This is a genomic window from Jujubicoccus corallicola, assembly GCF_047345645.1.
Lineage (GTDB): Bacteria > Pseudomonadota > Alphaproteobacteria > Rhodobacterales > Rhodobacteraceae > JBLEFH01.
Window position 1 is genome coordinate 65,265 of sequence record NZ_JBLEFH010000004.1, and the last position, 14,431, is coordinate 79,695.

Annotated in this window: 14 protein-coding genes; 9 read left to right on the forward strand and 5 right to left on the reverse strand. The window is 62.9% G+C overall.

The annotated features are described in order from the left end of the window. The first annotated feature begins 114 nt into the window (after positions 1 to 114). Entirely contained in the window at positions 115 to 1,767 is a 1,653-nt protein-coding gene (locus ACMA5I_RS08040) for an alpha/beta hydrolase (RefSeq protein WP_525885737.1), read from the forward strand. On the opposite strand, the gene ACMA5I_RS08045 is transcribed toward ACMA5I_RS08040, so the two are convergent. Beyond that, the gene (locus ACMA5I_RS08045; protein WP_525885738.1) at positions 1,764 to 2,348 is read right to left on the reverse strand and encodes a YdeI/OmpD-associated family protein; all 585 of its coding nucleotides are present in this window, start codon (positions 2,346 to 2,348) and stop codon (positions 1,764 to 1,766) included. The genes ACMA5I_RS08040 and ACMA5I_RS08045 overlap by 4 nt on opposite strands. Before the next feature lie 79 nt (positions 2,349 to 2,427). Here ACMA5I_RS08045 and ACMA5I_RS08050 point away from each other — a divergent pair, with 79 nt between their 5' ends. Both ACMA5I_RS08050 and ACMA5I_RS08055 read left to right on the forward strand, forming a co-directional pair. Next, the gene (locus ACMA5I_RS08050) at positions 2,428 to 3,498 is read left to right on the forward strand and encodes a DUF3500 domain-containing protein (protein ID WP_525885739.1); all 1,071 of its coding nucleotides are present in this window, start codon (positions 2,428 to 2,430) and stop codon (positions 3,496 to 3,498) included. Next, complete coding sequence (locus tag ACMA5I_RS08055; RefSeq protein ID WP_525885740.1) at positions 3,495 to 4,025, forward strand: hypothetical protein; 531 nt, start codon at positions 3,495 to 3,497, stop codon at positions 4,023 to 4,025. Before ACMA5I_RS08050 ends, ACMA5I_RS08055 begins: the two co-directional genes overlap by 4 nt. A gap of 122 nt (positions 4,026 to 4,147) precedes the next feature. Here ACMA5I_RS08055 and ACMA5I_RS08060 read toward each other — a convergent pair whose 3' ends face one another. The 3 genes from ACMA5I_RS08060 to ACMA5I_RS08070 are packed head-to-tail and all read right to left on the reverse strand — an operon-like array spanning position 4,148 to position 6,969. Continuing rightward, positions 4,148 to 5,368, reverse strand: coding sequence for an MFS transporter (locus ACMA5I_RS08060; RefSeq protein WP_525885741.1), 1,221 nt, complete (start codon positions 5,366 to 5,368; stop codon positions 4,148 to 4,150). Further along, positions 5,358 to 6,275: a PLP-dependent cysteine synthase family protein gene (locus tag ACMA5I_RS08065; RefSeq protein WP_525885742.1), complete on the reverse strand. Its 918-nt coding sequence runs from the start codon at positions 6,273 to 6,275 to the stop codon at positions 5,358 to 5,360. Before ACMA5I_RS08065 ends, ACMA5I_RS08060 begins: the two co-directional genes overlap by 11 nt. Beyond that, positions 6,265 to 6,969 (reverse strand): serine O-acetyltransferase, encoded by a 705-nt coding sequence (locus tag ACMA5I_RS08070; RefSeq protein ID WP_525885743.1) that lies wholly within the window; start codon positions 6,967 to 6,969, stop codon positions 6,265 to 6,267. Before ACMA5I_RS08070 ends, ACMA5I_RS08065 begins: the two co-directional genes overlap by 11 nt. 117 nt (positions 6,970 to 7,086) lie before the next feature. Here ACMA5I_RS08070 and ACMA5I_RS08075 point away from each other — a divergent pair, with 117 nt between their 5' ends. From ACMA5I_RS08075 to ACMA5I_RS08090, 4 genes are all read left to right on the forward strand, one after another. After that, positions 7,087 to 8,418, forward strand: a complete 1,332-nt coding sequence (locus ACMA5I_RS08075) for an aminotransferase-like domain-containing protein (RefSeq protein WP_525885744.1) — start codon at positions 7,087 to 7,089, stop codon at positions 8,416 to 8,418. A 135-nt stretch (positions 8,419 to 8,553) separates the two neighbouring features. Further along, the gene (locus ACMA5I_RS08080) at positions 8,554 to 9,753 is read left to right on the forward strand and encodes an MFS transporter (protein ID WP_525885745.1); all 1,200 of its coding nucleotides are present in this window, start codon (positions 8,554 to 8,556) and stop codon (positions 9,751 to 9,753) included. Positions 9,754 to 9,783: 30 nt separating this feature from the next. Next, positions 9,784 to 10,710, forward strand: coding sequence for an ATP-binding cassette domain-containing protein (locus ACMA5I_RS08085; protein WP_525885746.1), 927 nt, complete (start codon positions 9,784 to 9,786; stop codon positions 10,708 to 10,710). Then, positions 10,707 to 11,468, forward strand: a complete 762-nt coding sequence (locus ACMA5I_RS08090) for an ABC transporter permease (protein ID WP_525885747.1) — start codon at positions 10,707 to 10,709, stop codon at positions 11,466 to 11,468. Before ACMA5I_RS08085 ends, ACMA5I_RS08090 begins: the two co-directional genes overlap by 4 nt. 23 nt (positions 11,469 to 11,491) lie before the next feature. Here ACMA5I_RS08090 and ACMA5I_RS08095 read toward each other — a convergent pair whose 3' ends face one another. Beyond that, a complete protein-coding gene (locus tag ACMA5I_RS08095; protein WP_525885748.1) occupies positions 11,492 to 12,427 on the reverse strand; it encodes a MurR/RpiR family transcriptional regulator in 936 nt (311 codons plus the stop codon). Between the two features lie 189 nt (positions 12,428 to 12,616). Here ACMA5I_RS08095 and ACMA5I_RS08100 point away from each other — a divergent pair, with 189 nt between their 5' ends. Together ACMA5I_RS08100 and ACMA5I_RS08105 are read left to right on the forward strand one after the other, a co-directional pair. After that, positions 12,617 to 13,123 carry a TRAP transporter small permease gene (locus ACMA5I_RS08100; protein ID WP_525885749.1) on the forward strand — a complete coding sequence of 169 codons (507 nt, stop codon included), beginning with the start codon at positions 12,617 to 12,619 and terminating at the stop codon, positions 13,121 to 13,123. Then, a complete protein-coding gene (locus ACMA5I_RS08105; protein WP_525885750.1) occupies positions 13,120 to 14,403 on the forward strand; it encodes a TRAP transporter large permease in 1,284 nt (427 codons plus the stop codon). The genes ACMA5I_RS08100 and ACMA5I_RS08105 overlap by 4 nt, the downstream gene beginning before the upstream one ends. Positions 14,404 to 14,431 lie beyond the last annotated feature (28 nt).

Here is a 14,431-nt window from a genome sequence, read left to right on the forward strand (position 1 = left end):
GCAAAATCGGGCCAAGCGGCGCCTTGCGGCAAATTGACAGGGGTCCGGGGCTGTTCGCGAAACGCCTTTGCGGGTAGAACGCGCTTGGAATTGCAGAGATTTAGAGGGACCGACATGCGCGCACTCCGACCCCTTGGCCTATCGCTCTTGCCCGTCTATCTGGGCCTCCTGTTCTTCGCGGCCTCGCTAACGCCTTCGCTGATCCCGCGAGGCGCACTGGTGCAGGGGGTTCTGGGAGGTCTCGTCGCAGCGCTTGGCTATATGATCGGGCGGTTCCTGCTGATGCTCTGGCGGCAGATGGAATTGCCGCGCTTCACCGGGCGCAATGCCGTCATCGCACATGGGGTGCTCGCCATCCCCGTGCTCGGAACGGTGATCTACGCGCTCTCGCAGGTCGGCAAATGGCAGAACAGCATCCGCGAATTGATGGGAATGGAGCTGGTCGCCGATAGCGACATCATCCGCATGACCCTGCTCGCGCTGCTCGTGGCGGCCCTGCTGATGGCCCTCGGCTATGTGGTGAAGGCGCTCTTCAACCGCCTCCGCGTCTGGCTCGACCGGTTCATGCCGGAGCGGACGGCCAATGTCGCCGGGCTTTTGCTGGTCGTGCTGATTATCTTCACCGTGACCCGCGACGGCGTGCTGGACTGGATGATCGGCGCGCTCGACACCTCCTACACCACGGCGCAGGACCTCTTCGAGACCGCGCCGCCCCCGCCCGAAAACCCGGATATCCCCGGCGGTGCGAACTCGCTGATCGACTGGGCCGCCATGGGCCAGCCGGGCCGCAACTTCGTCACCAGCGGCCCGACCGCCGAGAGCATCACCAATTTCACCGGCGAAGACGCGCTTGACCCGATCCGCGTCTATGTCGGCCTCGCCAATGCCGATACGCCGCAGGAGCGGGCGGATCTCGCTTTGGAGGAATTGCAGCGCCTTGGCGGATTTGAGCGGGAGGTTCTGCTCGTCGCCCTGCCGACCGGCACGGGCTGGCTCGATCCGGGCAGTTTCGATGTGGTCGAATATATGCATGACGGCGATATCGCGACCATTGCGACGCAATATTCCTATCTGCAATCGCCGCTGGCTCTGATCCTTGAAACCGATGCCGGGCTGGAACAGGCCCGCGCGCTGATAGACACGGTGCATGGCTATTGGAAAACCTTGCCCGAAAATGACCGGCCCGAGCTTTACATCCACGGGCTCAGCCTCGGGGCTTGGGCCTCCATGTATGGCGCGAATTTCTTCACGCTGCTGGACGATCCCATCGACGGCGCGCTTTGGGCGGGCCCGCCCTTCCCCTCGGCGCTTTGGAATTCCGCCATGGGCAACCGCAATCCGGGCAGCGATTATGTCGCGCCGGAGGTCGATGACGGCCGCGTCGTGCGTTTCGCCAGCCATTTTCAGGAGGCAGGCGGCCCGGACGGCTGGAGCGATATCCGCATGGTTTTCCTGCAATATTCCAGCGACCCGATTGTGTTCTACGAGCCCGCCTCGCTCTGGCGCGCGCCGACATGGATGCGGGAGGAGCGCGCGCCCGATGTCTCGCCCTATCTGACCTTCATGCCGGTCGTGACGCAGTTCCAGCTCGCGGTCGATATGGCGCTCTCCACCGCCGCGCCGGTGGGGCATGGCCATTCCTACTACGCCCATGATTATATCGGCCCGTGGAACGCCGTCACCGCGCCCGATGGCTGGACCGATGCGGACACCGAGCGGCTGATGGCGCATTGCGACAACGGCTTCCAGCAGGGCTGCGACAATTAACGCTCGTTGACGCCTTTGCCGTTCATCACCTTCTCCCGCGCCTTCTCCGCACGGGCGCGGCGGGTCTCTGGTTTCTTGGCGTCGCTGATATGCAGAACCCATCCCCGCTGCCGTCCGGGGGTGAGGCGCTCGAAGGCCGCCGCGTAATCGGGGTCCTCGTCCAGCACCGCCTGAAGCGCGTCCGGATAGGTGAGCGTGTCCTTCGCCTCAAACGCAATCTCCAGCCCCTGCTTTTCCACCTCAATCGCGGTGGCGATCATCGCAGTGATCTGCGCCGCGCGGGCGTTGATCTCCGCCACACTCTCAAACCGCAATTGCCGCATGGCCTGCGAATGTTTGCCGGGGGCAACCAGCGCCCCATCCGGATCATCAAGCAGCGCGCCTTTGAAAAACCCAATCGCGCAATAGGCCTTCATCCCGTAGATGATCGCCACATTCGCGCCGTCGTGGGTGTAGGCCAGCTTGCCCCATTTCACCGCCTCCTCCAGCCCCGCGTCCAGCAGATGCGCGCGCAGCGCCTTGCGCTCGGCGGTCCAGTTGTCCTGCGCCAGCAACGCGCTAACCTTTTCATTCTGCGACATAACGTCCCTTTCACAATGATTTCGACGGACCCGCCGCGCCGAACCGTATAAACCATGAGTAAAGCACAGGAGACTGATGATGCACGCAACCAAATTGATCTCATTCGCCACCTTCCTCGCCGCCAGCGCGGCGCAGGCGCAGATGGGCAATCTGCAAACGCCCGAAGTGCCGATGGAGTTGAAGGACAGCATTGAGGTGCCCGCCGCCGACGCGCAGACCGCCGCGATGGTCGATGCCGCCGATGCGTTTCTGAATACCCTCAGCGAAGAGCAGCGCGGCGCGGCGATCTATGATTTTGACGACAATACGCAGCGCGCCAACTGGTCCAACTTCCCGGATGGGGCGGTCGTACGCGGCGGTGTGATGCGGGGCGATCTGAATGACACGCAGCTTGAGGCTCTGGATGCGCTCATCGCGACCGTGCTCAGCGAAGACGGCGCGCGCAATGCGGCCATGCAGGTCGCGGCGGATGACGCGCTCGGGCAGGACGGCGGCGACCGCGCGAATTTCGGCAGCGATTATTATTATGTCTCGTTCCTTGGCCAGCCCTCCACCACCGCGCCGTGGATGTTCCAGTTTGGCGGGCATCATCTGGCCATCAACGCAACGGTGGTTGGCCCGGATGTGAGTTTCTCGCCGATGCTGACCGGAGGCGAGCCGCTGAACATCACCTTTGAGGATCAGGCGGTCTATATCACTCAGGAAGAAACCGAGGCCGCGCAGGCGATGATCGACAGCCTGGACGAGACGCAGCGGGAGGCCGCGATCCAGAGCGATGAGGCGATCAACCTGCTCTCCGGTCCCGGCGAATATGGCACCGAGATTGCCGCCGAGGGTATCCGTGCAAGCGGGCTTAACGACGAGCAGAAAGCGCTGCTCGTGGCGCTGATCGAGACGCGGATCGGCTTGATCAACGAAGATGACGCCGCCGCCGCGATGGAGGTGATCGAGGCGGAACTGGACGAAACCACCTTCGGCTGGTGGGGGCCGACAGATACGCTCGGCGCAGGTTATTATCGGATCACAGGGCCGTCGCTGATCCTCGAATATTCTCCGCAGGCCATGGACGGCGATCCGACGGATCACGCCCATAACATGTATCGCAACCCGCAGAATGATTATGGCGACGCATGGATTGCGGTCGAATGAGGCGGGTTCTGACGGCCATGCTGGTTGCGGCGCCCGCCCTCGCAGCGGCGCATCCGCATAGCTATGTGGACCAGCAGGTGCAGCTTTCGCTTGGGATGGACAGCGCGCAGATCACGGTGGTGATCGTGCCGTCCGCCAATGAGGGGGAGGCGATTTTCGCGCATCTCGATAGGGATGGAGACGGGGCGATTTCGGACGCCGAGGCCAGCGCGTTTGCGCGCGCGGTTCTGGATAAGGCCGCGCTCATGGCGGATGGGGAGACGGTGAAGCTGGAGAATGCGCAGATCGCCATGCCGGAGGCGGACGCGATCCAAGGCGGGCTTGGCCCGATCCGGCTGCGCGCCGATGCGCCGCTGGCGCTGGCACCGGACACAGAGCATGAGATCGCGTTTACCATCGGTTATGAGGACCTCTCCCATGACTGGTTCGTCCAGCCCTATTATCACGACGACTTCACCGCCGCCTTCCCCGAGCCGGGGCTGCGCCGCAGCGAGGATGGCCATGAGGTTGTGATCACACTTGATTAAGCGAACCGGCAGCGATGTCTCGGGGGCAAAGTGAGGACAGCGCTGTTCACGACGCTGCCCTCGTTACGGATCAAAGCCTGACGCCGACCAACGGGAAGAGTCCCGCGCGGCTTTGATCCATCTCAGCGCCCATGGGAGGCGATCGCCGTGTTAGCCGGTTCGCTCGCCGGCTTTTTTCTCATGACGACCGCCCCCGCCAATGCCACTGGCAGAATGATGGCAACCACCAGCAGATTGGCACCGGCCCAGCCCATCGTCGCGGTGATGAGCCCTGGGAGGAAGGCCCCCAGCATCGCGAAGACGCCAATCGAGACGTCGTTGATGGCCTGAACCGAGAGCGCATGTTCCTCGGGCGCATTGGCGCCAACGAGGTAAGACCCGCCAACATATGTCATGTTCCAGCCCACACCGAGCGCGATGAGGCAGAGTTTGATGACGGGAATGGAAAGCGGGTTGAGGGCGCTGACAATGCAGGAGGCGATCAGCAGGATCGCCCCGGCCAGCGTCACCGTCAGCCCGCCGATATTCGCGATGATCCGGCCCATGACGAGGGAGGGCAGGAACATGGCGAGGACGTGCCATTGAATGGTTACCGAAATTTCGGTGTAGAGGCATCCCAGATGATCGAGCGTCAGCGAGGACGCGATCATCAAGAGGTTCATCGCGCCGTAGCCAACGGCGGCGAAGGCCATGCCGAGCGCGATTTGCGGCACCTTGAGCGCCGCCTTGATCTCCGCCCCGCCAAATTTGGCCGGGGCTTTTTCGGCCCGTGGGAGATGCGTCGTGCCGATTAACAGCACAATCGCGAAGCTAAGCGCCGCGATCCCGAGATAGGCAGAGATGAAGAGATCCGGCGAAAAGATCGGTTTGCGCGACAGGATCGGTCCGACAATCGCCGCGAAGGTGCCGCCGAACACCACCAGCGACATGGCCGAGGCGCGTTTGGCGGGATGCGCGACCTCCAGCGCGGCGAAGCGGTAGAAATTGGCGTTGGCGAGATTAATGCCGAGCGCGATATGGGCGAGGCATAAAATCAGCGGATCGGCGGTTTTGACGGCGAGAAAGCCGAGGAGCCCGCCGATCACCCCGCAAAGCGCCGCGATCAGGAAGATCGGCTTGCGGCCGAAGCGTTTCATGAGCTGCGCCGACGGGTAGGTCGCGAGCAGCAGCGCGAGAAACTGCATCCCGTAAGGCACCGTGGCCATCGCGCCGCCCCAGCCGACCTGCCGGGCCACAAGCGCCGCAGCGGTCACCGAGATGACCGCCGAGGAAATGCCCAAGCCGTTACAGAGGGCGAGTTTGATCACCGGGAAAAACCCGGTGGCCGGTTTGCTAATCTGCATGTGCAAGCTCCACCGCCGAGGGCGGTTCTACGGGTTCGGGGCGAAGATAGGACTCGCCGCTGTCATAGGCGAGCGTGACCACCAACGCCTCGGGATTCTCCTGCGCGACCTTCTGCGCGGCGGCGAAATTGGCCCCGCTGGTCATGCCGGGGAAATAGCCGATTTCGCGGGCCATGGCGCGCTGGCCCTGCCGCGCGGCGCTGTCGGGAACAACATGAATGCGGTCGACCAGATCGAGATCGAGGAAAGGCGGGCGCACGCCGACGGCGAACCCTTCAAGGCCGTGATCGCCGTAAGTGTCTTTCAGCAAATCGCAGTTTTCGGGCATGACCATCTCGCAGGAGAGGTCCTCGAACGCTTCGCGCATCCGCGTGGCAATCGCCTGGAAACTCGCGCCCGTGCCCGCGCCTTTGACGAGGATGATCGGCTGGCCCGGCGTTTTGGCCGCCTCGACCTGCCGCACCAATTCCGGCCCGGTCTCGGCCAAATGGGCGGCGAGATTCGCCTGATTGGCGAATTGATCGGTGAAAAACCATTGCTCCGGTTTCTCATCGAGAAGCTGGGCGATCACCTCTTTGGGCGTGGCCCCCTTCCGCAAGCGATCATCGCAGATCACCTTCGCGCCAAATTGCTCGCAAAGCGCGCGCTTGATCCGCGAGAAGGAGAGGCCGATGACCAGATCGACGCCAATCCCGTGGCGCGACGCTTCATAGGCCAGCCCGACACCGAGATTGCCACCGGATTTCTCCAAAATCCGCACATCGCCGCCGGGGGTCAGATCGCCGCGCTCCATCGCCTGCCGCACAATGTAGCGCGCGGCGCGGGCCTTGTGGCTGCCGCCCGGCTGCATCGCCTCCATTTTGACCAGAACATTGCCCCTCCGGAAGATCGGCGTTTCAAACGGCATTGCGCAGATCACCCCTCCGGCCTTCGTGGATCGTGAGATTCACCGGGCCGTTTTTTACCACGCGGCGAAACTCGCCTCCGCTCGGGACATCCTGCGTGATGACGGAATGGGGGCAGATGAACACATCGTCGCCGACATGGATATCCCCAAGGACACGGGCGAAGGAGCCGATCTCGACGCGGTCGCCAATGGTCGGGTGCCGCTTGGTCGGCGCATTGCCCGCGATCCCGCGCGCGCCGAGGACGACGCCGTTCAGCACATAACAATCATCGCCGATCTCGCAGGTCGCGCCGATCACGGTGTTGGTGCCGTGATCGAGGATGAAGCGCCGCCCGACCTCCGCCGCCGGGTGAATCTCCGCGCCGGTCAGAACGCGCCCGAAATGGGAGATCGCCAGCGCATTGCGCCGCGCGTCGATCCGCGGCGAATTGACCCAGGCATAATGCGCGATCCGGTAGCACAGCGTCGCCATGAAGGGACCGTTGGAGACCAGCGCATAGCTCGGCTCCCCCATCAGCGACGGGTCGCGTTCCACAAAAGCGAGCAGGTCTTCAGTCGCTTGCGAAACGATTTGGGTGCCGCAGGAAAGCGCAAGCGACCGCGCCTCTTTGGACAGACCCACAGGCGCGCAGACAGCCCCCTCCACGGTGAAGAGATCGTAAATGGTTTGGGTCAAACAATCTTCGACATCCATGGCGACCTCTCACTTTTTCCGCTTGTTTTCCTAAAATGTTAACTCCAAGAATTCTCGTTAAGATTGTCTGGGTCAATGATTACATTGTATGCAGGACAAAGTGGTGGGAGAGTGGGAATGTGGACGCCGAAACTGGAATCGGGGGTATCCAAACCGACGGCGATCGTCCGTGCGCTGCGCCGTGCGATCGAGAGCGGGGAACTGCGGGCCAATGACAGGTTGCCGCCGCAACGCGAGCTGGCCTATGCGCTTGGCGTGAACCTGTCGACCATCACCCGCGCGATCAACGAGGCGACCAAGGAGGGGCTGGTGAGCGGCGAGGTCGGGCGCGGCACCTTCATCATGCCCGCCAGCGAGCCCGCCCGGTTGTTCGCCGAAACCATTGGCCGCAGCGACATGATCGACCTCTCGACCATCGTGCCGCCGCTCATCATTGGCGAGAAAATTGCCAAGGAAATGCATAGGGTTATCGACGAGGAGGAGGATCTGTTCCGCTATCCGAGCCCCCAGCATCTTCAGCGCGCGCGGGAGGCGGTGCGGGACTGGCTCCGCTGGCGCGGCATGGAGCGCCCGGACTTCAATATCGCGCTGACCGTGGGCGCGCAGGCGGCGCTCCACGCGGTCATCGGATCGGTCATGCGTTCGGGTCAGACACTGCTCACGGAGGAGTTCACTTTTCCCGGTATCAAGACCGTCGCGCAGCTCACCGGGGTGCGCCTTCACGGGGTCGGATGTGACCACGAAGGGCTGCTCCCGGATGCGCTCGAACAGGCCTGCCGGATGACCGGCGCGAAGGTTCTGGTGGCGGTGCCAAATATGCAGAATCCGACCGGGACTGTGATGCGCAAAGCCCGCCGCGCGGAGATTGCGAAGGTCATTGCGAAGCATGGAATCACCCTGATCGAGGATGACGTTTACGGCAGTTACGCCGAAGAACCGCCGCTCGCGACCGAGGTGACGGGCGAGCACATCATCATTTCCAGCCTCTCGAAATGCGTCTCCCCGGCCCTGCGCTTCGGCTTTGTCGCGGGCAACCATCCGATTGTGAAGAACCTGGAGGCTGACCCGGCGACGACAAGCTGGTTCGCCTCCGCCGTGCCGCTGCTCGTCGCGACACGCTTCCTTCTGTCGCAAGAGGCGATGCGGATGGCGGAAATGCAGAGCCGCGAGGTGCAGGAGCGCTGGCGACTGGTGCAACGCTTCTTCCCGAGCGCGCCGGACATGCCCGCAACGCATCTCTGGCTGAGCGTCGATAACGCCAATGATTACACCAAAAGGGCGCAGGATCGCGGCGTCGGCGTGGTCACCTCTTCGCATTTCTCCACCTCCCGGCGGCGCGAGGATTTCGTGCGCTGTTCCATCACCTCGGAGGCGGACAGCCAGCGCCTGTCGCAAGGTCTGGCGATCCTGAAAAGCCTTGGGGCCACGCCGGTCTATAGTCGGCATTGAGCCGGCCCATAGGTCGAAAGGCTTTTGACCTTCCCCGCTCTTTGAGGGATAAGTAGCCCCGTTGCGGCCCTCCGGCCACGCCCTTGCTTGACGCCGCTTAAGCCGTCTCACAGCCCAGAATAAGGCCCGAACCCGATGGACCGACTGTTACGCGATTCCCGTGCGTGGGGGCTGATGCTCGCCGCAACGCTGACGATCATGTCGAATGCGACGATCACCCCGGCCCTGCCCGGTATTCAGGCGATGTTCGCGGACAACCCCAATGCGGAACTGCTGACGCGGCTGCTGATTACAGCGCCGTCGCTGCTGGTCGCCATCGTCGCGCCTTTCGCCGGTGCCGTGGTGGACCGGATCGGGCGCCGCCCGCCGCTGCTGGCCGGGCTGATCCTTTATGCGCTGGCCGGAACCGCGGGCCTCTATCTCGGCTCCCTCGAAGCGATCCTCGCCAGCCGCCTTGCCCTTGGCCTTGGCGTCGCCGCGATCATGACTGCACAGGCGGCGCTCATCGGCGATTATTTCGACGGCCCGGCCCGTGGCCGCCTGATGGGCTACCAAATCGCGACGGTGAATGTCGGCGGGCTGGTCTTCGTCGCCATCGCGGGCATTCTCGCCGCGCGCGACCCGCGCCTGCCCTTCGCCATTTACGGCTTTTCCATCATCATCTTCCCACTGCTCTCGCGGCTTTTGCCGGAACCCTCCGCCGCCGCGACGGGAGATGCGGACCCCAATCTCTCCGCACCGGGCGAACCGGGCTGGCCGCTCACGGTCGCGATCATGGCCATCGCGGCGGGCCTCACTTTTGTGATCTTCTATGCCGTGCCGACGCAGCTTCCCTATCACCTCGCCAGCATCGGCCTCGACGATCCGCGCCAGACCGGCGAGGCCATGGGTTCGATGATGTTCGCCGCCGCCATCATGGCGTTTATCTCCGGCTGGATCCGCCCGACTTTGGGCCGTATCGGCACGCCCGTGACCGGCTATCTGCTTCTCGCCGCCGGATTTTTTCTTCTCTCCATCGGCACGACGATCCTCTTCGCGATGCTCGGCACGGCGCTGATCGGCGCGGGCATGGGGCTCTGTATGCCGACCTTCCTGACCACCGCCCTCAACGCGGCCCCGGCGACGCGGCGCGGGCTTGTCTCAGGCGCGGTCACCTCTGCGATCTTTCTGGGGCAATTCTTCTCCCCCATTGCCAGCCAACCCCTCGTCAGCCATTGGAGCTACAGCACCGCATTCGCGGTCGGCGCGGCGGGCTTCATCGGCCTCGCCCTGATCCTCACCCTGACCCTGCGCAAGCGGCAACCGCCGATGGACAAGCCGGTGCGCAACACATAGCGTCGGCGCGGCAGTTGAGGGAGCGGTGAGATGAGCGCGATTATCGAAGTCGATCATATTTCCAAGCAATATGACAGCGGCACCAAGGCGTTGAACGATGTGAGCCTCTCGATTGAGGAAGGCGAAATCATCGCGCTGCTTGGCCCGAATGGCGCGGGCAAAACCACGCTGATCTCGGTGATCTGCGGGCTGGTCGTGCCGACGGGCGGCACCGTGCGTGTCGGCGGGCATGACATTCGCAGCGACTGGCGCAAGGCGCGCGAACTCATCGGCCTCGTGCCGCAGGAAATCGCGCTGGACCTGTTCGAGACGGTGGAGAACTGCGTCAAATTCTCCCGCGGCCTCTACGGCAAACCACCCGACCCCGCCTATGTCGAGGAGGTGCTCCGCAGCCTGACCCTTTGGGAAAAACGCGACGCGCAGGTCCGCGAGCTGTCCGGCGGGATGAAACGCCGCGTCTTGATCGCCAAGGCGCTGGCGCACCGCCCGCGTGTGCTGTTCCTCGACGAGCCGACCGCTGGCGTCGATGTGACGCTCCGCCGCGAAATGTGGCAGGTCGTCCGCAAGCTGCGCGAGAACGGCGTCACCATCATCCTCACCACCCATTATCTCGAAGAAGCCGAGGAAATGGCGGACCGGATCGGTGTCATCAGCAAGGGCGAGATCCTGCTGGTGCGCTCCAAGGCGGAACTGATGGGCGAATTTGGCCGCAAGACGCTGATTATCGAACTCGATAGCCCCATCGACGCCCTCCCGGATGCGCTGGCGGATCGCGACCTGACCCTTGCGCCCGATGGCCACAGTCTCAGCTATGACTACCACGCCGGAAAAGGCCGCAGCGGCATCGGGCGCTTGCTCGCCGACCTCTCCGGCGCAGGCCTCGCGGTGCGCGACGTGGCCACCAAACAGTCCAATCTCGAAGATGTCTTTCTCGATCTGGTGGAGGAACACGCATGAACTGGCAGTCCGTCCGCGCGATCTACAAGAAGGAAATGATGCGGTTTTTCCGCACGCTGACCCAGTCCATCGCCTCGCCGGTCCTCTCCACGACGCTCTATTTCGTTGTGTTCGGCGCGGCAATCGGCGGGCGCATCCAGTCCGTCGAGGGCATCCAATATGGCGCCTTCATCGTGCCGGGGCTGATGATGCTGACCCTGCTCCAGCAATCGGTCGCCAATTCCAGCTTCGGCATCTATTTCCCGAAATTCTCCGGCACGATCTATGAAATCCTCGTCGCGCCCACGGGCTGGATTGAGGTGCTTCTCGGCTTTGTCGGGGCCGCGGCCACAAAGGCGATCTTCGTCGCCATGCTCATCCTCGCGACCAGCTTTTTCTTCGTGGACATGCAGATCGCGCATCCGGTCTGGATGGTCGCCTTCCTCCTGCTGACCGCCGTCGCCTTCTCCCTGCTCGGCTTCATCATCGGGCTTTGGGCAAAGAATTTCGAGCAACTTCAGATCATTCCGATGATGGTCATCACCCCGCTGGTCTTCCTCGGCGGCGCGTTCTACTCCGCCTCGATGCTCCCGCCCTTCTGGGAAAGTGTCGCCAAACTCAACCCGGTTCTCTACCTCATCTCCGGCTTCCGCTGGGCCTTTTTCGACCTCGCCGACGTGCCCGTCGGTGTGTCACTGATCGCCGTCACCATCATGATCGGCCTCTGCCTCACCACCATCCGCTGGATCTTCGCGACCGGGTGGCGACTGCGGGAGTGAGCCGCCTCAAAAGTGGCGTGCGCTTAATCCCCCAACGGCTGCGGGCCGGTGTGGCCGTGATAGGCGGTGAGCGAGGCGCGGATGCGGCGGAGGGTTTCCTTGGTGCGTTCGGGCCGTTTATGCGCGGCGGTCAGCGCCAGGGCGTCGAGGGCGGCGAGATAGGCGTAACGCAGGGTGGTGGGTTTGAAAATGTCAGGATCTTCGGGCACTTCGATCAGGATCGGGAGCGAGCAGGCCGCGGCGAGGCGTGAGCCGGCGCGGGTCAGGCAAATCGTTTCGGCGCCGTAGCTGCGGGCGACTCGGGCGGCGGCGATGACGGCGTCGGCCTCGCCGCTGGCGGAAAAGAGTAGGATCGCGTCTTTGGGCGTCAGGGTCGCCGCGCGCATTTGCATGAGATAGCCATCGCTCGCCGACGCCGCCGGGATGCCGAGACGGAAGAACCGGTTCGCGGCCTCTTCCGCCAGAACGGACGAGCCGCCCCCGATACCCGCCGAGACGAGATAGCGGCAATCGGCTATAACATGACCGGCCTTTTTGATCGCATCGGCGGGCAGTTGTTTGTGAAGCGCGCTCGCGGCGGAGTAAATGCCGCCGATCACCCGGTCGAGCGGCGCACCAGCGAGGCTTTCGGTCGCCGGGTTGTCGGGGTGCAGATATTGGCGACTCACGGCGAGGTTCTGGGCGAGTCGCAATTTGAATTCGCGGAAGCCATCGCAGCCGAGCGTCCGGCAAAAGCGAATCACGGTCGGCGTGCTGACATCAGCCGCCTCGGCGACCTTGGCGATGGTCATATTCGTCACATCTTCGAGGTTTTCCTTAACGAAATCAGCGACCTTTTGCTCTCGTGCCGCGAATTTCCCGTCATGTTCACGCAGCGCGGAAATGACATCGGCGACGCCCACCTGACCGCGAGTCGGCAGGGTTCCCCAGGGTGCATCTGCATCTTCATTCTTTGCCATAGACGCCTCCAAACCTCTGTATTTTAGCTACATTGAATCTCCCGGATGGGCCAGTTCCGCCGATTTTTTCCGGCTTAATCAGGGTATGCGACAAAGAATATGTACCTTAGTAACATAGATTGATTGATTTGCGCGTTCATTCAGATTAATTTGTAACTCAATTACAAATTAATCTGGGGAGGATGTGTCGTGAAAGCGTTTGCTGAAATCGCCAGCGACCGTATCAACAGAGGGGTCGAGGCCGTTGTCGCCGCCCTCATGCTCGCGCTCGTGCTGGATGTCTGGCTGGGCGTGGCGGATCGCTATTTCTTTCATTGGCAATTGCCTTGGCCGGAGGAGCTGGCGCGGTATCTCATGATCTGGGCGTCGATGCTCGCGGTCTCCAGCGGCATTGCCCGGCGCGAACATATCGGGCTGACCGCCTTCGTGCAGAGCCTGCCCGCCGGGCTGCGCCGCGCGATTCTCATCCTGATGGATATCCTCGCGCTGACGCTGTTTCTCTACGTGTTCTGGTTCGGCATCTCCTTCGCCGCGAGCGGGGCCAACCGTCAGGCCATGATCTTCGGCGCGAGCCTCCAGCCCTTCTATGCCGCGATCCCGGTTTCCGCGGGCATCGCCTCCCAGCAAATGCTGCTCGTCCTCATTCGGGACACGGGCCAGCACAGCGAACCGCTTTTTGAGGAGGACGCCGTATGATCTGGGTTCTTTGCGCTTTCATTCTGCTTATCGCCCTTGGGATGCCCATTGGCTTTGCCATCGGTTTTGCCGGTCTCGTCGGGTTGATCGACATGGGCGGGACGCAGTTTCTCGCCGTCGGTCCGTCGAAAATCTTCAACGGTCTCAATATCTTCCCCTTCCTAGCCATGCCGTTCTTCATCCTCGCGGGTGAAGTCATGAACGATACGGGCATTACCGACCGGTTGGTAAAGCTCGCGCAGGTTCTCGTCGGGCGCTTCCGGGGCGGGCTGGCCCATACCAACATGCTGGCCTCGGTGTTTTTCGCGGGCCTCACCGGCTCGGCCACCGCCGATGCGGCCGCGTTCGGGCGCACGCTGGTGCCGGCCATGGTGAAGGAAGGCTACAAACGCGATTATGCCTGCGCGGTCACCGCCGCCGGGTCGATCATCGGGCCGACCATTCCGCCTTCGGGGCTGATGGTGGTCTATGGCTCGCTCATGGGCGTCTCCATCGCCGGGCTCTTCGCGGCGGGTCTGCTGCCGGGTCTCGTGATCTGCGCGGTTTGCATGATCGTCATCATGCTTGGCGGCAACCGCGAGAACCTTCCGAAGAGCGAGCGCGGCGCGACCTTGGGCGAAGTCTGGCAGACGTTCATCTCCTCGCTCACCGCACTGGCCATGCCGGTCATCATCCTGGGCGGCATCCTCGGCGGGATCGTCACCCCGACCGAAGCGGCCTCCCTCGCCGTCGGCTATGCGCTCTTCATCGGCATCTTCGTCTACCGCACCCTCACTTTTCGCAATTTCTACGAAATGCTGGTGCGCACGGCCCGGATCACCGGCGTCATCTTCGTCATCATCGCCTTTGCCAGCATCCTGGGCTGGTGGATGAGCTTCGAGCGCATCCCGCAGATGATTGCCGAAGGGGTGCTGGGTCTCTCCGACAACCGCTATGTCATTATCGCCATCATCATCGGCTTGCTGATGATCGTCGGCATGGTGATGGACATTACCGCGATCCTGATCATCCTCGCGCCGGTCCTCGTGCCGCTGACCGAGCAGATCGGGCTGGAGCCGATCCATGCCGGGATCATCTTTGTGCTGGCGCTGAACATCTCGCTGATGACGCCGCCGGTCGGGGCCTGCCTCTTCGTGCTGTCCTCAGTGACGGGCGAGAAGCTCGAACGCATTGCGATCAAGCTCTTTCCCTTCCTGATCGCCGAGATTGCGGTGCTCTTCATCTTTGCTTTCTGGGAAGACGCCGCGCTCTTGCTACCGCGCCTGCTCGGATTTGCCTGATTTAACCAAACCAACCAACAAGGAGGAA